This is a genomic window from Streptomyces sp. NPDC016851 (genome assembly GCF_055562795.1).
Map to the genome: position 1 here is coordinate 73001 of NZ_JBVHEP010000033.1, position 18895 is coordinate 91895.

25 protein-coding genes and 2 pseudogenes are annotated in these 18895 nt (G+C 71.3%); 11 read left to right on the forward strand and 16 right to left on the reverse strand.

From position 1 onward, the window contains the following. Window positions 1-8: 8 nt before the first annotated feature. Complete coding sequence (locus tag ACZ3I3_RS36925) at window positions 9-878, reverse strand: DedA family protein (protein ID WP_467372155.1); 870 nt, start codon at window positions 876-878, stop codon at window positions 9-11. Between the two features lie 135 nt (window positions 879-1013). On the opposite strand from ACZ3I3_RS36925, the gene ACZ3I3_RS36930 reads away from it, so the two are divergent. The 3 genes from ACZ3I3_RS36930 to ACZ3I3_RS36940 are packed head-to-tail and all read left to right on the forward strand — an operon-like array spanning window position 1014 to window position 4150. Continuing rightward, window positions 1014-1379, forward strand: a complete 366-nt coding sequence (locus ACZ3I3_RS36930; RefSeq protein WP_010044286.1) for a YbjQ family protein — start codon at window positions 1014-1016, stop codon at window positions 1377-1379. 51 nt (window positions 1380-1430) lie between these two features. Continuing rightward, complete coding sequence (locus ACZ3I3_RS36935) at window positions 1431-2720, forward strand: ion channel protein (protein ID WP_467372156.1); 1290 nt, start codon at window positions 1431-1433, stop codon at window positions 2718-2720. A 23-nt stretch (window positions 2721-2743) separates the two neighbouring features. Then, entirely contained in the window at window positions 2744-4150 is a 1407-nt protein-coding gene (locus tag ACZ3I3_RS36940; protein ID WP_467372157.1) for a glutamate decarboxylase, read from the forward strand. On the opposite strand, the gene ACZ3I3_RS36945 is transcribed toward ACZ3I3_RS36940, so the two are convergent. The 4 genes from ACZ3I3_RS36945 to ACZ3I3_RS36960 form a co-directional block, all read right to left on the reverse strand. Further along, window positions 4147-4908 carry an ABC transporter permease gene (locus ACZ3I3_RS36945; protein WP_467372158.1) on the reverse strand — a complete coding sequence of 254 codons (762 nt, stop codon included), beginning with the start codon at window positions 4906-4908 and terminating at the stop codon, window positions 4147-4149. The two genes, ACZ3I3_RS36940 and ACZ3I3_RS36945, sit on opposite strands and share 4 nt — an antisense overlap. Further along, on the reverse strand, window positions 4905-5855 hold the full coding sequence (locus ACZ3I3_RS36950) for an ATP-binding cassette domain-containing protein (protein WP_467372159.1): 951 nt from the start codon (window positions 5853-5855) through the stop codon (window positions 4905-4907). The genes ACZ3I3_RS36945 and ACZ3I3_RS36950 overlap by 4 nt, the downstream gene beginning before the upstream one ends. Window positions 5856-5928: 73 nt before the next feature. Continuing rightward, complete coding sequence (locus tag ACZ3I3_RS36955; protein ID WP_467372160.1) at window positions 5929-6570, reverse strand: PadR family transcriptional regulator; 642 nt, start codon at window positions 6568-6570, stop codon at window positions 5929-5931. 10 nt (window positions 6571-6580) lie between these two features. Next, window positions 6581-7132 carry a DinB family protein gene (locus ACZ3I3_RS36960; RefSeq protein WP_467372161.1) on the reverse strand — a complete coding sequence of 184 codons (552 nt, stop codon included), beginning with the start codon at window positions 7130-7132 and terminating at the stop codon, window positions 6581-6583. 161 nt (window positions 7133-7293) lie between these two features. Here ACZ3I3_RS36960 and ACZ3I3_RS36965 point away from each other — a divergent pair. Further along, window positions 7294-7536: pseudogene (locus ACZ3I3_RS36965) on the forward strand (transposase); the annotation flags it as partial. 102 nt (window positions 7537-7638) lie between these two features. Here ACZ3I3_RS36965 and ACZ3I3_RS36970 read toward each other — a convergent pair. Further along, a pseudogene (locus ACZ3I3_RS36970) lies at window positions 7639-7920 on the reverse strand (homocysteine S-methyltransferase family protein); the annotation flags it as partial. A gap of 135 nt (window positions 7921-8055) precedes the next feature. Continuing rightward, the gene (locus ACZ3I3_RS36975) at window positions 8056-8367 is read right to left on the reverse strand and encodes a hypothetical protein (RefSeq protein WP_010044268.1); all 312 of its coding nucleotides are present in this window, start codon (window positions 8365-8367) and stop codon (window positions 8056-8058) included. Between the two features lie 199 nt (window positions 8368-8566). On the opposite strand from ACZ3I3_RS36975, the gene ACZ3I3_RS36980 reads away from it, so the two are divergent. After that, complete coding sequence (locus ACZ3I3_RS36980; RefSeq protein WP_467372162.1) at window positions 8567-8782, forward strand: hypothetical protein; 216 nt, start codon at window positions 8567-8569, stop codon at window positions 8780-8782. A 159-nt stretch (window positions 8783-8941) separates the two neighbouring features. Here the strand turns inward: ACZ3I3_RS36980 and ACZ3I3_RS36985 are convergent, their stop codons facing one another. Then, window positions 8942-10405: an aldehyde dehydrogenase family protein gene (locus ACZ3I3_RS36985; RefSeq protein WP_467372163.1), complete on the reverse strand. Its 1464-nt coding sequence runs from the start codon at window positions 10403-10405 to the stop codon at window positions 8942-8944. A gap of 90 nt (window positions 10406-10495) precedes the next feature. Continuing rightward, the gene (locus tag ACZ3I3_RS36990; protein ID WP_086847631.1) at window positions 10496-11320 is read right to left on the reverse strand and encodes a Scr1 family TA system antitoxin-like transcriptional regulator; all 825 of its coding nucleotides are present in this window, start codon (window positions 11318-11320) and stop codon (window positions 10496-10498) included. 364 nt (window positions 11321-11684) lie between these two features. Between ACZ3I3_RS36990 and ACZ3I3_RS36995 the strand changes: the two genes are divergently transcribed. Next, window positions 11685-12179 carry an ATP-binding protein gene (locus tag ACZ3I3_RS36995; protein WP_467372164.1) on the forward strand — a complete coding sequence of 165 codons (495 nt, stop codon included), beginning with the start codon at window positions 11685-11687 and terminating at the stop codon, window positions 12177-12179. 92 nt (window positions 12180-12271) lie between these two features. Here ACZ3I3_RS36995 and ACZ3I3_RS37000 read toward each other — a convergent pair whose 3' ends face one another. From ACZ3I3_RS37000 to rpmG, 6 genes are all read right to left on the reverse strand, one after another. Then, entirely contained in the window at window positions 12272-12490 is a 219-nt protein-coding gene (locus ACZ3I3_RS37000) for a DUF397 domain-containing protein (RefSeq protein WP_050810297.1), read from the reverse strand. Window positions 12491-12660: 170 nt separating this feature from the next. After that, on the reverse strand, window positions 12661-13038 hold the full coding sequence (locus ACZ3I3_RS37005) for a hypothetical protein (RefSeq protein ID WP_467372165.1): 378 nt from the start codon (window positions 13036-13038) through the stop codon (window positions 12661-12663). 47 nt (window positions 13039-13085) lie between these two features. After that, window positions 13086-13319: a 30S ribosomal protein S18 gene (rpsR, locus tag ACZ3I3_RS37010; RefSeq protein WP_020271512.1), complete on the reverse strand. Its 234-nt coding sequence runs from the start codon at window positions 13317-13319 to the stop codon at window positions 13086-13088. Window positions 13320-13323: 4 nt separating this feature from the next. Further along, the gene (locus ACZ3I3_RS37015; protein WP_467372166.1) at window positions 13324-14559 is read right to left on the reverse strand and encodes a CobW family GTP-binding protein; all 1236 of its coding nucleotides are present in this window, start codon (window positions 14557-14559) and stop codon (window positions 13324-13326) included. A gap of 4 nt (window positions 14560-14563) precedes the next feature. Continuing rightward, window positions 14564-14812, reverse strand: a complete 249-nt coding sequence (locus ACZ3I3_RS37020; RefSeq protein ID WP_086847611.1) for a type B 50S ribosomal protein L31 — start codon at window positions 14810-14812, stop codon at window positions 14564-14566. A 3-nt stretch (window positions 14813-14815) separates the two neighbouring features. After that, window positions 14816-14980, reverse strand: a complete 165-nt coding sequence (rpmG, locus tag ACZ3I3_RS37025; RefSeq protein ID WP_333932256.1) for a 50S ribosomal protein L33 — start codon at window positions 14978-14980, stop codon at window positions 14816-14818. Window positions 14981-15043: 63 nt separating this feature from the next. Here rpmG and rpmB point away from each other — a divergent pair, with 63 nt between their 5' ends. The 4 genes from rpmB (at window position 15044) to ACZ3I3_RS37045 (ending at window position 16976) form a co-directional block, all read left to right on the forward strand. Further along, entirely contained in the window at window positions 15044-15280 is a 237-nt protein-coding gene (gene rpmB / locus ACZ3I3_RS37030) for a 50S ribosomal protein L28 (RefSeq protein WP_030235949.1), read from the forward strand. Then, window positions 15280-15585: a 30S ribosomal protein S14 gene (rpsN, locus tag ACZ3I3_RS37035; protein ID WP_020271508.1), complete on the forward strand. Its 306-nt coding sequence runs from the start codon at window positions 15280-15282 to the stop codon at window positions 15583-15585. The genes rpmB and rpsN overlap by 1 nt, the downstream gene beginning before the upstream one ends. A 185-nt stretch (window positions 15586-15770) precedes the next feature. Continuing rightward, entirely contained in the window at window positions 15771-16268 is a 498-nt protein-coding gene (locus ACZ3I3_RS37040; protein WP_467372167.1) for a hypothetical protein, read from the forward strand. 159 nt (window positions 16269-16427) lie between these two features. After that, window positions 16428-16976: a DUF4232 domain-containing protein gene (locus tag ACZ3I3_RS37045; RefSeq protein WP_467372168.1), complete on the forward strand. Its 549-nt coding sequence runs from the start codon at window positions 16428-16430 to the stop codon at window positions 16974-16976. Between the two features lie 7 nt (window positions 16977-16983). On the opposite strand, the gene ACZ3I3_RS37050 is transcribed toward ACZ3I3_RS37045, so the two are convergent. After that, window positions 16984-18108 carry a DUF2786 domain-containing protein gene (locus ACZ3I3_RS37050; protein WP_467372169.1) on the reverse strand — a complete coding sequence of 375 codons (1125 nt, stop codon included), beginning with the start codon at window positions 18106-18108 and terminating at the stop codon, window positions 16984-16986. Between the two features lie 110 nt (window positions 18109-18218). Here ACZ3I3_RS37050 and ACZ3I3_RS37055 point away from each other — a divergent pair, with 110 nt between their 5' ends. Continuing rightward, entirely contained in the window at window positions 18219-18851 is a 633-nt protein-coding gene (locus tag ACZ3I3_RS37055) for a LysE family translocator (RefSeq protein ID WP_467372170.1), read from the forward strand. Window positions 18852-18895 lie beyond the last annotated feature (44 nt).

Here is an 18895-nt window from a genome sequence, read left to right on the forward strand (position 1 = left end):
GTCGTCTGTCAGTAACCCCCGTTGTACGGGGGCTGGCCCCCGCCCTGCTGGGTGCCGTAGGGCTGCTGCTGGCCGTAGCCCGGGGCCTGGGGGTACTGGCCGTAGTACTGCTGGTCGTTGTAACCGTTCGGGCTGCCGTACGGGGGCTGCTGCGGCTGCTGGTGGGGCTGGTCGTCCGGGGTGATGCGGCGGAGCTGGGTCGTCGCGTCGTCCATGACGGGGGGATGGGGCTGGGCGGCCGGGGCCTCGGCGGCGGCGCGCTTCTTCTTGGAGCGGTCGCGGAGGTACTCGATGACGATCGGGACGACGGAGAGCAGGACGATCAGGATGAGGATCGACTCGACGTTCTTCTTGATGAAGTCGATCTGGCCCAGCCAGTACCCCGCGAGGGTGACGCCGGTGCCCCAGGCGATGCCGCCGATGACGTTGTACGTGACGAACGTGCGGTACTTCATGCGGCCGGCGCCGGCCACGATGGGGGCGAAGGTGCGCACGATCGGGACGAAGCGGGCCAGGACGATCGCCTTGGGGCCGTACTTCTCCATGAACTCGTGGGCCTTGTCCAGGTTCTCCTGCTTGAAGAGCTTGGAGTTCGGCCTGTTGAAGAGCTTCGGGCCCAGGAACTTGCCGATCATGTAGCCCACTTGGTCGCCGACGACGGCGGCGATCACGATCAGCGTGCAGACCAGCCACAGGGGCTGGGTGATGTACGTGCCCTCGGCGACGAAGAGGCCCGCCGTGAACAGCAGGGAGTCGCCGGGCAGGAACGCGAAGAGACCCGACTCCGCGAAGACGATGAGCAGGATGCCCGGCAGGCTGAACGTCGAGATCAGGTAGTCCGGGCTGAGCCACTCGGGGCCGAGCGCAAGCGTGGTCACGGGGATGTGGCTCCTGCTGCTGTGGGTACGGGCTGGGGGCTGACTGCTTCAAAGTATCAACGCAGCCGTCAGGACCCAGGTTCCATGGGCGTACTCAGGATGCACTGTGCGCGGTCCCGGTCAAAGCTGTGAACCATGGGCATCGATGAATACGGCGGCGGACAGGGCCCTCGGCCCGACGTCCTCGTCGTCACCACGAACGACGTACCCGGCCACCGTGTGCAGGAGGTGCTCGGCGAGGTCTTCGGACTGACCGTGCGCTCCCGGCACCTGGGGAGCCAGATCGGCGCCGGGCTGAAGTCGATGGTCGGCGGCGAGCTGCGCGGGCTCACCAAGACGCTCGTGCAGACCCGCAACCAGGCCATGGAGCGACTCGTCGAACAGGCACGCGCGCGTGGAGCCAACGGTGTGCTCGCGTTCCGCTTCGACGTGACGGAGGCGGCGGACGTGGGCACCGAGGTGTGCGCGTACGGCACGGCGGTGGTCCTGGCCAGGGAGTGAGGCCCCCGCCCCCGCGCGTTTCCGGTTTGTGACGTTTGACCCCTTTATCGTGTGCCCGTGGTCGACACCGAGCAGCAGGCGCCTTCCGTCACTCCGTCGACCCCCGCGCGCGTGCTGCTGCCGTCGGTCCTGCCCGCGGTGGCCGTCGGTGTGATGTCCAGCCTGCTCCTGGTGGGGGTGGAGGTCGCCGCCGAGGAACTCCAGGGCGTGCTGTGGGAGACCGTGCCGGACGCCCTGGGCATCGGCCGGTACTCCGTGGCGTGGATGTTCGTGATGCTCGTCGCGACCGGTGTCGCCGTCGGGCTGGTGGTGTGGAAGGTGCCCGGGCACGCGGGCCCGGATCCAGCGACCGTGGGGCTGGACGCGCCGGTCCTGCCGCCCGTCGTGCTGCCGGGGCTGCTGCTGGCGACCGCGCTGACGCTGGCCGGCGGGCCGAGCCTGGGCCCCGAGAACCCGATCATCGCCGTGAACGTCGGCCTGGCGGTCTGGCTGGGCGGCCGGGCGATCCCCCGCGCGCCGGGCCGGATCTGGCCGGCCCTGGCGGAGGCGGCGACGATCGGCGCGCTGTTCGGCACGCCCGTGGCGGCCGCCCTGGTGATCTCCGAGGTGCTGTCCCGGCAGGAGACGCGCGGCCTGCTCTGGGACAACCTCTTCGCGCCGCTGACCGCCGCCGCGGCCGGTGCCCTGACCGCCACGCTGATCGACCGCCCGAGCTTCGACCTGGACCTGCCGTCCTTCGGCCGGCCGGGCTGGGCTGACCTGCTGGCGGCCGTCGTGGTCGCCGCGGCGGGCGCGCTGCTCGGCATGTGCGCCGTGCGCGCGTTCCCGTACGTCCACGGTGCCTTCCGCCGGCTGCGGCACCCGATGCTGATGCTCCCGGCGGGCGGGGCCGTGCTGGGCGCTCTCGCGGCCCTGGGCGGCCACCTGACGCTGTTCAAGGGGCTCCACGAGGTCGCGGAGCTGGCGCACGACCCGGACGGCTGGTCGGCCGGGGAGTTCGCCGTCATGACGGTGGTGAAGCTGGCCGCGCTGCTCGTCGCCGCGTCCTGCGGGTTCCGCGGGGGGCGCATCTTCCCGGCCGTGTTCGCCGGCACGGCCCTCGGGCTGTGCGCGCACGCCCTGGTGTCCGGGGTGCACCCGTCGGTGGGGGTGTCCGCCGGTGTGCTCGGGATGCTGCTGGCCATCACCCGGCAGGGCTGGATCAGCCTGTTCGTCGCCGCGGTGCTGATCGACTCGCCGGAGATCCTCGCCCTGCTCTGCGTCGCCTCGCTGCCGGCCTGGCTGCTGGTGACGGGCCGGCAGCAGATGCAGCTGCACCCGGACGGCACGCCCGTCCGCTGACACGACTCCCCCTGGAGGCTCCCTTGCCGCTCAACGAAGGCCCCCGCCAGACCGGCGAACGCCGCCTGTCCGTCAACCCCTTCTACGGCCCCGCCAACCCGGTCGGCGACATGGCCGAGGCCCCGCCCACGCACCGGCTCCCGGACCAGCCCATGGCGCCGATGACGGCCCATCAGCTGGTGCGCGACGAACTGATGCTCGACGGCAACGCGCGGCTGAACCTGGCCACCTTCGTCACCACCTGGATGGAGCCGGAGGCCGGGGTGCTGATGGCGGAGTGCCGGGACAAGAACATGATCGACAAGGACGAGTACCCGCGCACGGCCGAACTGGAGCGGCGGTGCGTGGCGATGCTCGCCGACCTCTGGCACGCGCCGGATCCGGCGGCGGCCGTGGGCTGTTCGACGACAGGGTCGAGCGAGGCGTGCATGCTCGCCGGGATGGCGCTCAAGCGGCGCTGGGCGCGGCGCAACGCCGACCGGTACCCGGGGGCCCGGCCCAATCTGGTGATGGGCGTGAACGTGCAGGTCTGCTGGGAGAAGTTCTGCAACTTCTGGGAGGTCGAGGCCCGGCTGGTCCCCATGGAGGGCGAGCGGTTCCACCTGGACCCGCAGGCCGCGGCCGAGCTGTGCGACGAGAACACCATCGGGGTCGTCGGCATCCTGGGCTCGACCTTCGACGGGTCCTACGAGCCGGTCGCCGAGCTGTGCGCGGCGCTGGACGCGGTGCAGGAGCGGACCGGGCTCGACATCCCCGTGCATGTCGACGGGGCGTCCGGCGCCATGGTCGCGCCGTTCCTCGACGAGGACCTGGTGTGGGACTTCCGGCTGCCGAGGGTGGCGTCGATCAACACCTCGGGGCACAAGTACGGCCTCGTCTACCCGGGCGTCGGCTGGGCCCTGTGGCGGGACGCGGAGGCGCTGCCGGAGGAGCTGGTGTTCCGGGTGAACTACCTGGGCGGCGACATGCCGACGTTCGCGCTCAACTTCTCCCGGCCGGGCGCGCAGGTCGTGGCGCAGTACTACACGTTCCTGCGGCTGGGCCGGGACGGCTACCGGGCCGTGCAGCAGGCCGCGCGGGACGTGGCCACGGGCATGGCCGCGCGGATCGAGGCGCTGGGCGACTTCCGGCTGCTGACCCGGGGCGACGAGTTGCCGGTGTTCGCCTTCACGACCGCGCCGGACGTGACGTCGTACGACGTCTTCGACGTGTCGCGGCGGCTGCGCGAGAGCGGCTGGCTGGTGCCCGCGTACACCTTCCCGGCCAACCGCGAGGACCTGTCCGTGCTGCGGGTGGTGTGCCGCAACGGGTTCTCGGCCGACCTCGCCGAGCTCCTCACGCAGGACCTGGAACGCCTGCTGCCGGAGCTGCGCCGGCAGCCGCGCCCCTACACGCGGGACAAGGGCGCGGCGACCGGGTTCCATCACTAGCGGCTCAGCCGCCCGAACCTCCGTACCGCCAGCGGGAAGAACACCGCCAGCAGGGCCAGGGGCCAGACGAGCGCCACCCACACGTGCCCGGACTCCGCGCCGGGGCTGCCGAACAGGTCCCGCACGGCCGTGGCCGTGTGGGACATCGGGTTCCACTCGACGACCGTGCCGAGCCAGCCGGGCATGGTGTCGGGCAGGGCCAGGGCGTTGGACAGGAAGCCGACCGGCCAGACCAGGATCTGCACCGCCTGGACCATCTCCGGCTTTCCGGCCACCAGCGCCAGGTGGATGCCGATCCACAGCATGGCGAACCGGAACAGGAGCAGCAGGCCCACGGCTCCCAGGAAGGCCGCCGCGGTGCCGTGGGTCCGCCAGCCGAGGGCGGCGCCCACACCCATGAGCACCACCAGGGCCATCGCCGACTGGAGCATGTCGGCGGCCGAACGGCCCACCAGCACCGCTCCGTTGGTCATGGGCATGGAGCGGAAGCGGTCGATGACGCCCTTGTCGAGGTCCCGCGTGACGGCGATCATCGTGCCTTCTAGGCCGAAGGCCATGGTGAGCGCGAGCATGCCGGGGATCAGGTAGTCGCGGTACTCGCCGCCCACGCCCCTGCCGCCGCCGACCAGGTAGCCGAACATGAGCAGCAGCATCACCGGGAAGACGAGGTTGACGACCACCTGGACCGGCTGCCGTCCCCAGCGGGCGAGTTCCCGGCGGGTCATGGTCCAGGAGTCGGTCAGGGCGTGGGCGGTCACGCGGCCTCCTTCACTCGGCGGTCGTCTCCGGTGAGGTGCAGGAACACCTCGTCCAGCGTCGGGCGGCGCAGGGCGACGTCCTCCGCCTCGATGCCGGCCTCCTGAAGGGCCCGGACGACCCCGGAGAGGGCCTCCATGCGGTCGGTCACCGGGGCGCTCAGCTGGCGGCGGTCGGTGTCGACGCTGACCCCGCTGAGGGGCAGCAGGGCGACAGCGGCCTCCAGTTGGCCCGCGTCACGCAGGACCACGTCGATGCGGTCGCCGCCGGTCTCGGCCTTCAGCTCGTCCGCCGTGCCCTCGGCGATGACCCGGCCGGCGTCGACGACCGAGATGCGGTCGGCGAGCTGATCGGCCTCCTCCAGGTACTGGGTGGTGAGCAGGACCGTCGTACCGCCGCCGACCAGGGAGCGGACGGAGTCCCACACCTCGGCCCGGCCGCGGGGGTCGAGGCCGGTGGTCGGCTCGTCCAGGAACAGCACCTCCGGTTCGGTGATCAGGGACGCCGCGAGGTCCAGGCGGCGCCGCATGCCGCCGCTGTACTGCCGGACCGCCTTGCGGCCGGTGTCGGCCAGGCCGAAGCGCTCCAGGAGTTCGCCGGCACGCACGCGTGCCCGCCGCGCGCCCAGGTGGTGCAGCCGGCCGAACAGCTCCAGGTTCTGCCGGCCGCCGAGCTCCTCGTCGAGCGCTGCGTGCTGGCCGAGCAGGCCGATGCGGAGCCGGACGGCGTACGCCTCGCGCACCACGTCGTGCCCGGCCACCTCGATCCGGCCCGCGTCGGGGCGCAGCAGGGTGGACAGGATCCTCACCAGGGTGGTCTTGCCCGCGCCGTTGGGGCCGAGCACCCCGTGCACCGTGCCGCGCGCGACCGTGAGGTCGAGCCCGTCCAGCGCCTGCTTGTCGCCGTATCTCTTCTCCGCGCCTTCGACGGTGATCGCCGTGTCGGCCACAGGGACTCCCTCGCTAGTCAAACTTGACTACAAGCTCGAACGTAACCCCGCCCGAGCCATTCGTCAAATTTGATTAGAGCGCGTCCCCGGGGTGCGGCTCCCCCGTGGCGTACGGGTTCTGCTCGCCCTCGGCCAGGATCCCGACGAACGGGTCGCCCTCGTCGGCGAAGGTGTAGGCGCCGCCCTCGATGCGCTCGATGAGACCGCGGGTCCACTCGGCCTCGGAGTCGGCCGTGTGGACCCACATGTTCATGATTTCGCCGATGTGGCCCAGCTGGCCGGGCCCCTCCTCGGGGACGTAGTGCTCCAGGACGGAGGCCCGCCACTGCTCGATCCGCAGGGTCCGCTCCTTCAGCAGCGCGACCGCCTCGGCGCGCGGCAGGTCGACGATGAAGCCGACGGCCGCCGTCTTCACGTCCGCGCGCTGGTCATAGGTGACCAGCGCCTCCCGCAGCAGCCGGAAGTACTCCTCGCTGCCCTGCCCGGTGACCTCGTACTCGGTGCGCGGCGGGCCGCCGACCGTGGACGGGGCGATCTCGTGCGCGTGCAGCAGGCCCTGCTTCGCCATCTGCTTCAGGGCGTGGTAGATCGAGCCGGGCTTGGCCGTGGACCACTCGTGCGCGCCCCAGTACTCCAGGTCGTTGCGCACCTGGTAGCCGTGGGCGCGGCCGTGCATGCGGACCGCGCCGAGCACGAGGAGGCGGATCGTTGACATGCGGCCAAGGTTATGCCTCGGCCACCGCCCGCTGCTCCTCGGCCACCAGCTCGAAAGCCGTCCGGCCGTCGAGCGACTCGCGGATGACGTCGGCGTGGCCGGCGTGCCGGGCCGTCTCGCGGATCAGGTGCAGGCACAGCCAGCGCATGGAGACCCGGCCGTCCGGCGGGAACCAGGGCTGGGGCGGCAGCGCGAAGGTGTCGTCGAGGCTGGGCACCGAGCGGATGAAGGCCTCCGTCTCCGCGGCGACCTTCTCCCAGTACGCCAGCTGCGACTCGACGGTCTCGTCGCCCACCAGCCGGAAGCATTCGTGCCAGTTGCTCTGGTCCCGCTCGACGGCCGGCGGCTCGCCCTTCGCCAGGGCGACCCACAACTGCTCGACCTCGACGACGTGCTTGAGCAGTCCGGCGAGCGACAGCTCACTGGCGCTGGGACGGGAGCTCGCCTGTTCGTCGGTCAGCCCCAGCACCGCCCGCCGGATGCCGCCGCGCTGCTCCTCGATGAAGGAAAGCAGCGCTCCGCGCTCGTCGCCGTGTGCCTCCGCGGGAACGTGAGTGACCATGACCGCCGCCTTTCGTCGGACCGGGGGCCTCTTCCCCCTGACACCGACGAAGCTACGCACCCTTGCGGTCAGCTTCTGTCCGCAAGGACAGCCGCTCTTAGCGAGAGAGCCCTCCAGTCCGACAGCGGGCCGAGCACCAACCGCCCGGCCCGCCCGTCGTCTGGGATGCCGACGCCGTCCGCGACGACGTGCGCGAATACATCGTCGAGCACCTCCATGACGAGGCAGCGATGCTGGTCGTCGACGAGACCGGCGACGTGAAGAACGGCGCCGACACGGTCGGGGTCCAGCACCAGCACCAGCACACCGGAACGGCCGGGCGGATCGAGAACTCCCGGGTCGCCGTCCACCTCGTCTACGCCGACGAGCGGGGACACGCGGCGGTGTACCGAGAGCTCGCGGTGGCCTGTTCCGCTGGACGCGCCGGAGATAGCGCTGTGGATGACGCCGGATCAAGAAGGACTCCAGCTGATCCATCACAGCGACCGCGGCTCGCAGGCCGAGATCAGGCCGTACCGGCCGCAGTACTCGGAGCCGTCGGCGAGCATCGCCCCGTAGGGGCCGACGGGCGCCGCCCCCCACAGCGGGGCTCTGCCTGGACCCGGTGCGCGCTCTCGCGAACCATGCCCACGCTCGCGGCGATTGCTCGGCCGCCCGCGCACGCCAGCCTCACACCAGGCGAGATGCGCCTCGGCGATCGCCTCGGGCCGCTCGGCGAGCAGCCGCGTCGGCCACAGCTCGTCGCTCAGGTCGTGCCCGGCGGAATCCAACTGGTTGGACATGCCGCCGACGGCAGTCGAAGCGCGGGTGTGAGCGGCCCGCCATGTCCGGTATGTGGGAGGCCTGTGGTGACGGCGCCGTGTACGGCCCCGTGAGGTGACGAACGCGGCCGGCCACCCCGGGCCGGCCCCGCCGGTCCGTCCTCAGCAGGTCAAGCGGCGCTCGGCGCTCTCGTAGGTGGCGAGGTTGGAGTCGACGCCCACGACGGTCTTGTAGGTGTAGGTGCCGGAACCCGTGCACTTCCAATACGCGATCTTGGAGCCGCTCTCGAGCGGGGTCCAGTCCATCTCCTCCCAGCCGTACCAGCGGTGGCGCAGCAGGGATATCGTGGCGTCCCTGCACTTGCTGCTGGTCTTGCTGGCCGCGCCGATGATCTCACTGATGCCCTTGTAGGGGGCCGAGATCTTGTAGCAGCTCCGGTCCCAGTCCTCGGCGGAGGCCGGTGTGGCCGGCATCAGTAGCGTGGCCGCGCAGGCCAGAGCGACGGCGGCGCATGACTTTCCAGCGAACCCGAGAGTTCTCATGACAGAAGCTCCTGTCTGCGGGAATGTGGGGGGATACAGGATGAAAGAATCCTTTCATCGGGGCCAAGACGAGATCAAGTCGGCGCGGCCATGTCTGGCTTTCCGTCAAAGTCCTGTGTCGCCCTGCCACTTGGCGTCGAACGGCACGGCACGGCGCGGCACGGCGCGGCGTTTCCGTGCGGCGTCGGGCGGGGCCGGGCCCGGGTCCTGGCTCGCGGCCGCGTTCTGCTTCGCCCGACCCGTCGACCTCCCCGGACCGCACCCTTACCACCCGCTGAACAGCCCCAACCGCCACACCGGTATCCAGGCCCTCGACTGCAACCCCGACGGCGGCGGCGCTCCTTGACAAGCCGTTCGGAGACGTCCTACGCGCACTCCTGCGGCGGGCGCGAACACCCGCCCTGGGGGAGCTCACCTTCGGGACCGAGTTGGGCGCGGCTCTCGTCGCCTGGAGCGAGGCGGCTTCAGGCCACTGACAAGGTCGGCCCTCATGGCCCGAACACCCTCAGAACGGGAAGCCGCTCCGGCCGTGCTGCACGGAGATCCACTTCAGCGTGGTGAAGGAGTCCAGCATCGTGTCGCCGTTGAGCCGGCCGAGGCCCGAGTGCTTCTCGCCGCCGAACGGGACGATCGGCTCGTCGTGGACCGTGCCGTCGTTCACGTGGAACATGCCGGTGTCGATCTGCTGGGCGAAGTTCACTCCGCGCTCGATGTCACCGGTGTGGACGGCGCCGCTCAGGCCGTACGGGGTGTCGTTGACGAGGCGGACGGCCTCCTCCTCGCCGTCGAACGGCACGAGGAACGCGACCGGTCCGAAGACCTCCTGCCGCAGCAGGGCCGAGTCGGCGGGCAGGCCGGTCAGCACGGACGGTTCGACGAGGTTGTCGGTCCGCCCGCCGCGCACCAGGGCCGTCGCGCCCTCGGCGAGGGCCTGCTCGACCACGCCCGCGACGGCGTCCGCCTGCGAGGAGTTGATGACCGGGCCGATGACGGTCTCCGGGTCGCGCGGGTCGCCCGCCTTGAGGGTCTTCACCTTGGCGACGAACTTCTCGGTGAACTCGTCGGCGACGGACCGGTCGACCAGGACGCGGTTGGCGGCCATGCAGACCTGGCCCTGGTGGACGTACCGGCTGAAGACGGCCGCGTCGACCGCGTAGTCGATGTCGGCGTCGTCGAGGACCACCAGCGCGCTGTTGCCGCCGAGTTCGAGGACCGAGCGCTTGAACTGCCGTGCGCAGACGGTCGCCACGTGCCGGCCGACCTGGTCGGAGCCGGTGAAGGAGATGACCTTGGGGATCGGGTGCTCGAGGAAGGCGTCGCCGATCTCGGCGATGTCGGTGATGACGACGTTCAGCAGACCGCCGGGCAGCCCCGCGTCCTCGAAGATCTTCGCGACCAGGGAGCCGCCGACGATCGGCGTGTTCTGGTGCGGCTTGAGCACCACGGCGTTGCCGAGCGCCAGCGCCGGGGCGACGGACTTGATCGAGAGCAGGAACGGGAAGTTGAAGGGGCTGATCACGCCCACGACACCGACCGGCACGCGGTAGACGCGGTTCTCCTTGCCGTCCACCGGCGAGGGCAGGATCCGGCCCTCGGGGCGCAGGGCCAGCTGGACCGCCTCGCGGAGGAACTCCTTGGCGAGGTGCAGTTCGAAGGCGGCCTTCAGGCGCGTCCCGCCGAGCTCGGCGATGATCGCCTCGGATATCTCGGCCTCGCGCTCCTCGATGAGGCGCAGGGCCTTCTCGAAGACGGCACGGCGGGCGTAGGGGTTGGTCGCGGCCCACTGCTTCTGGGCCCGGGCGGCCGCCCGGTACGCCTGGTCGACCTCGTCGACCGTGGCTATGGTGATCGACGCCAGCTTCTCGTCGTCGTACGGGTTGAAGTCGATGATGTCCCAGGAGCCGGTACCCGGGCGCCACTCACCGTCGATGTACTGCTGTGCAAGGTCGGTGAAGTAGGACGACGACATGTGATCCCTCGATCCCTAGCAGACCCTCGATCGCGCCTTCACGATCTGATCACACGTCATCGTACTGATGTTTAAGGCGAGTTGGGGGCTTCAGGAGAGCTGGAGGAGTCCCCGGAGGAGATCCCGGCTCTCCGAAGGGCCCGGGCTGTCGCTCTGGAGCTCCTTGAGCGCCTTCTCGTACTGGGCGACGTCCTCGGGCTTGTCCAGGTACAGCGCGCTGGTGAGCTGCTCCAGGTAGACGACGTCCGAGAGGTCGGACTCCGGGAAGCTGAGGATCGTGAACGCGCCACTTTCGCCGGAGTGGCCGCCGAGGCTGAACGGCACGACCTGGAGGCGCACGTTGGGCCGCTCGGAGACCTCGATGAGGTGCTGGAGCTGGCCGCGCATCACCTCGCGGTCGCCGTACGGGCGGCGCAGGGCGGCCTCGTCCAGGATGATGTGGAAGTCGGGCGCACGCTCGTCGACGAGGTACTTCTGTCGCTCCAGGCGCAGCGCCACGCGCCGCTCGACGTCGGCCTCGCTGGCGCCCTGCATGCCCCGCCGGACCACCGCGTGCGCGTACGCCTCGGTCTGGAGCAGGCCGTGCACGAACTGCACCTCGTACGCCCGGATCAGCGAGGCGGCGCCCTCCAGGCCGACATAGGTGGGGAACCAGCTCGGCAGCACGTCCGAGTAACTGTGCCACCAGCCCGCGACGTTGGCCTCCTTCGCCAGGGACAGCAGGGAGGCGCGCTCCTGCTCGTCCGTGATGCCGTACAGCGTGAGCAGGTCCTCGACGTCCCTGGTCTTGAAGCTCACCCGGCCCAGCTCCATGCGGCTGATCTTCGACTCGGAGGCGCGGATCGAGTAGCCCGCCGCCTCGCGCGTGATGCCCCGAGCCTCACGCAGTCGCCTGAGTTGTGATCCGAGCAGCATGCGCCGCACCACCGATCCCGGCTCTCCCGCGCTCACGTTCGCCAGCCTCCCCAACGTCTTCAGGGCCCGAAGTCTGCCACTAAAACACTCCGAGCAGTACTCGTCCGGTTACGGAAACGGAATCGAGACAGGGGACGCACGCGCGCGGTTTCAAGAAAGAGGCAAGCGAACGGGCGGGCAAGGCTGTGAAGATGACGGAAAAATTGACCAACAAGCGGTACGGGACGACTCATTCCGGTCACCTGCACGTGCATCTGCCCTTGCATCTGCTGTACGCATCCGAAACCATGGTCCCGCACCACCGCCGCATCGCACCGACCGCGAATTCCCGGGAGTGCCTCGCATGGGGACGAATGGATCGACCATGCTCGAGCCTTTACGGCAGGGCCTTCCGCCGCTGGATCCCGCGGCCGTGTCCGACGCCGCCTCCTGCGCTCTGCCCGCCCGCTACGAAGCGGTGCGCGAAGCACGGCGGTTCACCCGCAGAACCCTCGACCAGTGGGACATGGGCGACCGTTTCGACGACGTCTGCCTGGTGGTCTCGGAACTGGTCACCAACGCCCTGCGGCACGGCCTGACGGCGAGCACCCACTGCGTCACCGGCCACGAGCCGCCGGTGCGGCTGCACCTGATGCGGTGGACCGAGCGGCTGGTGTGCGCGGTACGCGATCCCAGTCACGACAGTCCCGTGGCCCGGGAGACCGACGACTTCTCGGCCGAGTCGGGCCGGGGGCTGTTCCTCGTCGACTCCTTCAGCGACAGCTGGGGCTGGCACCCGCTCGCCGGCGCGCTCAGCGGCAAGGTGGTCTGGGCGCTGTTCCGGCTGCCGCGGCCCGATGCGGGGCCGCACGCGGAATGAGAAACCGCGGCGCTTCCTCGCGCCGCGGTTCTACGCGCGTCGCCGCGCGGTGAGTACCGATTGCCCCGTTCCGTCACGGAGATGCCGGGGCGTCAGCCCCCCACCAGGTGGTCGAACTCGCCGTCCTTCACGCCCAGCAGCATGGCCTCGATCTCCGCACGGGTGTAGACCAGTGCGGGACCGTCGGGGAAACGCGAGTTACGGACGGCCACGTCACCGCCCGGCAACCGGGCGAACTCCACGCACGAGCCCTGCGAGTTGCTGTGCCGGCTCTTCTGCCAGGCCACACCCCGCAGCCCGGCGGCCGCCATACCGTTGTACACGTCGTGGTCCACAGGTCGCTCCCCGGTGGTGCACTGGCTGGTGTGGCCATTGATGCAGCGGTCAACTGACCCGGATCATAGCCCTGTTCATGTGCAGATGCATGGGCAGATGCACGTGCACGGCGGGTGGTCCTCCGGTTACAGCTTTGACGACCGCTTTACCGAAAGCTCTTGCCTGTTTGACGGGACTGCCCGGCCGCGCGTTCCCGGCCACCGGCGGCGAAGTCGGCGGGTTCGGCGGAGGTGTCGTGGAGGCGGAGCATCCGCTCGGCGGCGGGGACGGGCACCGGTGCGGCGGCGAATCCGGAGAAGCGGGAGCTGGGGCGCGGGGTCCAGGGCCTGGGGCGGGACCGTGCGGCCTCCATGCGGAAGACGACCGCCGCCTGCGGGAGCAGGGAGAAATGGGCCGCGCGGAGGACGGTGACGTCCCCCTCGGGGCCGGTGCCCGGCTCGGACCATCGCCGGACCGGCGGTCGGCCGTCCGGCCCTGACGGACCGCCCGGCGTGCGCTCCGTGCGGCCCCGGGACAGATGCATGAGGCCCCCCGCCCGTCAAGCGTGGGGAACCTCACGCGGGTTGGGAGTCAGCGGCTGGCGTAGGGCAGCAGCGCCATCTCGCGCGCGTTCTTGATCGCCCGGGCCAGCTGCCGCTGCTGCTGGGCCGACACGCGGGTGACCCGGCGGCTGCGGATCTTGCCGCGGTCGGAGATGAACTTCCGCAGCAGGTCGGTGTCCTTGTAGTCGATGTACTCGATCCCGGCCTGGTCCAGCGGGTTGGGGCGGTTCTTGACGGGCTTGCGGTCGATCTTGCGGGGCATCGGGTCAGACCTCCAGGAGGGTGTCGAAGGCGTGCGGCAGCCGCTGCCAGGCGTCGCGCCCGGCCGCGTACTCGGCGTCGGTCAGCAGGCAGGACTCCAACAGCCGCTCCAGGCCGTCCCGGTCGAGGCCGGGCGAGGTGAAGACCAGGTGCTGGCCGCGGTCGCCGTGCTCGGGGTGCCAGTCCAGCGCGGCGGCGGCGCGGCGCACCGGCGGGACCATCTCCCAGGCCGCGTCCGGCAGGGAGGCGAGCCACGGTCCCGCGCTCTCCACGCACAGGGCCCCGCCCGCCGCGTCCCAGTGGAACAGCGTGTCCGGCTTGTCGGCGAGCCAGAACCGGCCCCGGCTGCGGGCGGCCGCGCAGGTCAGGTCCTCCAGGGCCGCGTAGAGCCGCTCCGGGTGGAAGGGGCGGCGCTGCTGCCAGACCAGGGTGGAGACGCCGTGCGCGTCGGCCTCGGCGGGGAGCAGGGCGCAGGCCGGGTGCTGGGCGGCCGCCGCCGACTCCACGTCGAAGCCGGCCAAGGCGGCCTCGGCCAGCGGGGAGAGCGGGCGGCGCCGCGGGGCCGGCACGGTCAGGCCGTCGGCCGTGTCCGCCGCGAAGGCGCCGGGCGCGGGTGCGGGCGCGCCCGCCGGGCCGCCGTGGCCGATCGGGACCTGGCGGGCCGTCGGGTGCAGCTGCGCGAGCAGCTCGCGGTCCTCGTCGTCGGCCTCGGGGGACTCGGCGATCGCGAGGACGGGGGCGTACTCCAGCTGGCGGGCGAAGGTGTCGGCGACCGTGCGCTGGTCGGTGGCGGCGGCGGCGAGACCGCCGTCGGCCAGGTCGTCGCCGTTGCCGAGGTACGGCAGGACCAGGGCCGGGTCGACGGCGGTGATCACGCCGGTGACGGTGAGCCCGCCGGCCGTGACGACCTCGGCCATGGCCTTGGGCTCGACGGAGTCCCACAGCTCGACGACGGCGAGAGGTGCCTGTCCCGCGTCCGCGAGCCGCTCCAGCTCCGGAACCAGGTCCTCGCGCAGGGCGCAGCAGGCACAGTCGTTGACCAGCGGCGCCTCCCCCGCGTCCAGGATTCCGGTGGCGTCCCGGACGGTCCGCACGACCGTGCCGGCCGCGGCCGTCGCCAGGTCGTGGTGGAGCGCGACGCTGCCGGGCACGTCGGCGAGCAGCCGGGCCACGGCCGCCCTGCGGGCGTCGGCATGCAGGCCGCCGACGATCACGACGGGGAGCCCAGAAGGGGCAGCCACGGGCTCAGCCCTTCTTTCCGTACCGGCGCTCGAAGCGCTCGACGCGTCCCGCGGTGTCCAGGACGCGGGCGGTGCCGGTGTAGAAGGGGTGGCTGACGTCGGAGATCTCGACGTCCACGACCGGGTAGGTGTTGCCGTCCTCCCACTCGATCGTCTTCTCGCTCGTCATCGTCGAGCGGGTGAGGAACGCGTAGTCCGCGGCACGGTCGCGGAAGACGACGGGACCGTAGTCCGGGTGGATTCCCTCGCGCATCGGTCAGCGCTCCTCTCGGAAGTCGACGTGGCGGCCGGCGACCGGATCGAACTTGCGCAGGGTCAGTCGGTCCGGGTCGTTGCGACGGTTCTTGCGGGTCACGTACGTGTAGCCGGTCCCGGCCGTGGACCGGAGCTTGATGACCGGCCGGAGTTCATTGCGTGCCATGCCGCTATACTACTGAAAATGAATTCCATTTGCATCAGCTGAGTCAGAGAGGTACGTCACCCCATGTCCGCGCACTGCATGCTGACCGGCACCCAGCCCGGCTTCGGCAACCGCATCTCGCACTCACACCGGCGCACGTCACGCCGGTTCGACCCCAACATCCAGACCAAGCGCTACTGGCTGCCGAGCGAGGGCCGGTACGTACGCCTGCGGCTGAGCGCCAGGGCGATCAAGACCGTCGACACGATCGGAGTCGAGGCGGCCGTCGCCCGGATCCGCGCCCGGGGAGTGAAGGTCTGATGGCGAAGAAGAGCAAGATCGCGAAGAACGACAAGCGGCAGGAGGTCGTCGCGCGGTACGCCGCCCGGCGGGCCGAACTGAAGGAGATCATCCGGCGCCCGTCGTCGACGGACGCCGAACGGCTCGCCGCGCAGGCCGAACTGCGCCGGCAGCCGCGCGACGCGAGCGCCACGCGGGTACGCAACCGGGACCAGGTGGACGGGCGTCCGCGCGGATACTTCCGGGCGTTCGGACTGTCCCGGGTGAGTCTGCGGGAGCAGGCGCACGCGGGGTATTTGCCGGGGGTGCGCAAGTCGTCCTGGTGAGCCGGGGGCTTGCCGGTGAGAGGCCCTCGGGGGCACACCCCGGGGCCTCTTGACCGCTCCTGGTAGCTTGCTGCGGGTTCCGGCATGGGCCGGCGGGCTTCGCCGGGGCCGGTCGGACGGCTACAGGTTGGGGGCTTGCAGTGACTTCGGTGATCTTCTCGCGTCGCCCGGGAGCGCGTCGGCGGATGCCGGTGCGGATCGCGGCGGCGGCCGCGGGACTGGCGGGCGTGCTCGTGCTGTCCGCGTGCAGCGGTGACGGCGACTCCGGGGACGACTCGGCGTCCAGCCCTGCCCCGTCCGCCACGGCGTCCGAGGGAACGGGCGGCGACTCCGGCTCCGGTTCCGGCTCCGGTTCCGACGGGTCGGGCGCCGGTGAGCTCGCGGGCAGCTGGCTCGCCACGACCGGCGGCAAGGCCGTGGCCCTGGTGATCACCGGCAAGCAGGCCGCGCTCTTCGCCACCGGCGGCAGCGTGTGCAGCGGCACCGCGGGCGAGCAGTCCGGGATGCGGATGATCCGGCTGAAGTGCACGGACGGCAGCAAGGACCGGACGACCGGCATGGTCGACTCCGTGAACGGGAGCAGCCTGAAGGTCACCTGGGAGGGCGGCCTCGGCGCGGAGACGTACCAGAAGGCGGAGGGCGGGAAGCTGCCGACCGGGCTGCCGACGGCGGGCCTCGGGTAGGAGCGCGGGGTCTTGCCGGATAAGCCGCCCAGGGCGGGCGGCCCACCCGGGTGCGTGACGGGCCCTGCGTCCGAGATGATCCATACGTCGGGACCGCTCATCGCCGTCACGCACCCATCCCCGTCACGCACCCATCGTCATCACGCACCAGAGGACCCCATGCGCACCCTTCCTCCCCTCGCCCTGGCCGCCGCCCTTGCCACGACGCTCCTGCTGACCTCCTGCGACGACGGCAAGACCGGTGGCGATGACGCCAAGAACGCTGACCGGCCGGGCGGTTCGGCCTGTGCGATCGGTGATCTGGGTGTGGAGGTCGGGGCCGGTGCTGCCCCGGCGGCCGGGGACACGGGCAATGTCACCGTCACCCTCACCAACAAGGGCGGCGCGTGCACCCTGAAGGGCTTCCCCTCGGTCGACCTCCAGGCGGAGGACAGCACGACGTCGGTGTCCCCCGAGCAGAGCGCGAAGGCCCAGCCGCTCACCCTCGGGAAGGGCGGCACCACGTCCTTCACGATCACCTACGTCCGGGGCGAGGCGGGCTCCCCGAAGAGCCTTCCCGTGCGGAAGGCGTCCTTCGCCCTGCCGGGCGCCACCGCGGACGCACACGACCTGCCGTGGTCGTACGGCGAGGTCGCCCGGAGGGACGGGAGCGGCAGCGGCGGCGCGGCGGAGGCCTCGGTGAGCGGCTTCGAGTCCCCCGGCGACTGACGGCACCTCAGCGCAGCGGCGGGCGGTGGCCCACCTGGGCGCGGTCCGCCGCCTGGGCGCCCTCCGTCCAGCCCGCCGCGTCGCGCATGCCACGCAGGCGGGTCGTGGTCGTCTCCGGGAACATCCGGTCCAGCCGGCCGGTGACCGCCACGTCGCGGGAGGCGAGGACCGGGAGCAGGTCCTGTGTCACCTGTGTCTCGGCGGCAGCCGCCAGGCGGGTGCCGATGCGGTGGGCGTACGCCGCGAGGAAGGACTGCCGGAACGTCTTGGTGCGCTTGCGGCCACCCGCCCGCTGGGCCGCCTCCGCCTTCGTCATCGCGGTCGTGGCCTGCACGAGGAGTGAGGTGTAGAGGAGTTCGACCGCTTCCAGGTCGGTTTCGAAGCCGACCACGGTGGAGAAGCCGAGGGGCTCGTTCCACACAGCCCGGCAGTGGTTGGCGGCGGCGACGGCGTCCAGCAGCACCGCCTTGGCCTGCTCGTACGGCGGTTCGACACCGATCCGGCAGGCCCCGGGCGTCTCGGACGAGGGGGCCTGGGCCGCGAGCAGCGCCTCGTCGACACTGTGCCGGGCCATCAGCTCCTGCGCCTTGGCGCTGAGCGCCTCCGCCTCCTCCGGGAACCCGGTGGCCTCGGCCTTGGCGAGCAGGGCGCGGATACGGCCGAGCATCCGGGACTCGGTCCTCGGCTCACCTGGCGGGTCGTCGTGGGACCCGTCGAGGGACTCGAGGGCGGGCAGACGCAGCAGCAGGCGATACAGCTCCAGCACGGTGGTGGCGTACGAGAAGCGGTCGGTGCGGGGCGGGGCGTCGGCGGGGAGCTCCGCGAGCTGCGCGTTCCAGCGGCGGCCGCGCGGGCGGTCGTCCGGTCGGTCGTGCCGCGCCTGTGCGCGGATCAGTTCCGCCACCAGGTGGACGTGTACGTCGTCCAGTTCGCGCCGCACGATGCGTACGACGTCGGCCGGCTGCCAGCCGCGCCGCCAGGCCGCCGCCACGAACTCCATACCGCGCCGGGTGAGTTCGGCGTCCGCCGCCGGGTCGGACGCAAGCAGGGACGCGCCGGTGTCGAGGGCCGTCTCGCTGGTGTCGTACAGGGCGGCCTCGAACGCGCGGTCGACGGTGGTGGGCGTACTCACGGGGCCGATGGTGCCACGCCGTCACGGGCGGCCCGGCATGCGCGACCTCGTACGTCTCACTCCGCGGAATTGGGTCGTCCGTGCGCGGCGGGGCTTCGAGCATGGCTCTCATGGTGGACATGTCTCTGTACGCGGCGTTCCTCGTCGCCGCCTTCGCGCTCTGCATCACCCCCGGCCCGGACATGATGTTCATCGTGGCGATGGGCGGCCGGGGCGGGCCCACCGCCGGGGTGATGGCGGCGTTCGGGGTGGCGTGCGCGATGCTCGTGCACGCGGTCGCGGCGGCGCTCGGCCTGTCGGCCCTGTTCACGGCGCTGCCGACGCTGTACCACGTGCTGCGCTGGGCGGGCGCGGCCTATCTGCTCTACCTGGCGGTGAAGGCGTTCCGCGACCGTTCGGTGCCGGGCGAGGAGGGGGCGGGCAGCGCGGGCCCGGGCATGCGGCGGGCGTTCTGGCAGGGCGCGATCACCAACCTGCTCAACCCCAAGGTGATCCTCTTCAACGTGGCGTTCCTGCCCCAGTTCGTGGACCCGTCGCTCGGCCATGTCCAGGGGCAGTTGATGCTGCTCGGGATCACGATCGTCGTGATGGGCTTCCTGTGGGACGGCAGCGTCGGCCTGCTCGCGGGGCGGCTGGCGGCTCTGCTGAGGCGCAGTGCGCGCGTGAACCGTTGGCTGAACATCGTCTCCGGGACGGTGTTCACGGGGCTGGCGGTGCGGCTGGTGGTGACTTCTCCGAAGTAGACGGCGCCCGACGGCGGGGTGTCAACTCGCGGTTGACACCCGGC

Bases quoted from the DNA above. Each gene is read 5' to 3' on its own strand.
- ACZ3I3_RS36930 (WP_010044286.1), top strand. From the start codon at position 1,014: ATGGGCATCGATGAATACGGCGGCGGACAGGGCCCTCGGCCCGACGTC.
- ACZ3I3_RS36955 (WP_467372160.1), bottom strand. From the start codon at position 6,570: ATGTCAACGATCCGCCTCCTCGTGCTCGGCGCGGTCCGCATGCACGGC.
- ACZ3I3_RS36960 (WP_467372161.1), bottom strand. From the start codon at position 7,132: ATGGTCACTCACGTTCCCGCGGAGGCACACGGCGACGAGCGCGGAGCG.
- ACZ3I3_RS36975 (WP_010044268.1), bottom strand. From the start codon at position 8,367: ATGCCGGCCACACCGGCCTCCGCCGAGGACTGGGACCGGAGCTGCTAC.
- ACZ3I3_RS36985 (WP_467372163.1), bottom strand. From the start codon at position 10,405: ATGTCGTCGTCCTACTTCACCGACCTTGCACAGCAGTACATCGACGGT.
- ACZ3I3_RS36990 (WP_086847631.1), bottom strand. From the start codon at position 11,320: ATGCTGCTCGGATCACAACTCAGGCGACTGCGTGAGGCTCGGGGCATC.
- ACZ3I3_RS36995 (WP_467372164.1), top strand. From the start codon at position 11,685: ATGCTCGAGCCTTTACGGCAGGGCCTTCCGCCGCTGGATCCCGCGGCC.
- ACZ3I3_RS37000 (WP_050810297.1), bottom strand. From the start codon at position 12,490: ATGGCGGCCGCCGGGCTGCGGGGTGTGGCCTGGCAGAAGAGCCGGCAC.
- ACZ3I3_RS37005 (WP_467372165.1), bottom strand. From the start codon at position 13,038: ATGCATCTGTCCCGGGGCCGCACGGAGCGCACGCCGGGCGGTCCGTCA.
- rpsR (WP_020271512.1), bottom strand. From the start codon at position 13,319: ATGCCCCGCAAGATCGACCGCAAGCCCGTCAAGAACCGCCCCAACCCG.
- ACZ3I3_RS37020 (WP_086847611.1), bottom strand. From the start codon at position 14,812: ATGCGCGAGGGAATCCACCCGGACTACGGTCCCGTCGTCTTCCGCGAC.
- rpmG (WP_333932256.1), bottom strand. From the start codon at position 14,980: ATGGCACGCAATGAACTCCGGCCGGTCATCAAGCTCCGGTCCACGGCC.
- rpmB (WP_030235949.1), top strand. From the start codon at position 15,044: ATGTCCGCGCACTGCATGCTGACCGGCACCCAGCCCGGCTTCGGCAAC.
- rpsN (WP_020271508.1), top strand. From the start codon at position 15,280: ATGGCGAAGAAGAGCAAGATCGCGAAGAACGACAAGCGGCAGGAGGTC.
- ACZ3I3_RS37040 (WP_467372167.1), top strand. From the start codon at position 15,771: ATGCCGGTGCGGATCGCGGCGGCGGCCGCGGGACTGGCGGGCGTGCTC.
- ACZ3I3_RS37045 (WP_467372168.1), top strand. From the start codon at position 16,428: ATGCGCACCCTTCCTCCCCTCGCCCTGGCCGCCGCCCTTGCCACGACG.
- ACZ3I3_RS37055 (WP_467372170.1), top strand. From the start codon at position 18,219: ATGGTGGACATGTCTCTGTACGCGGCGTTCCTCGTCGCCGCCTTCGCG.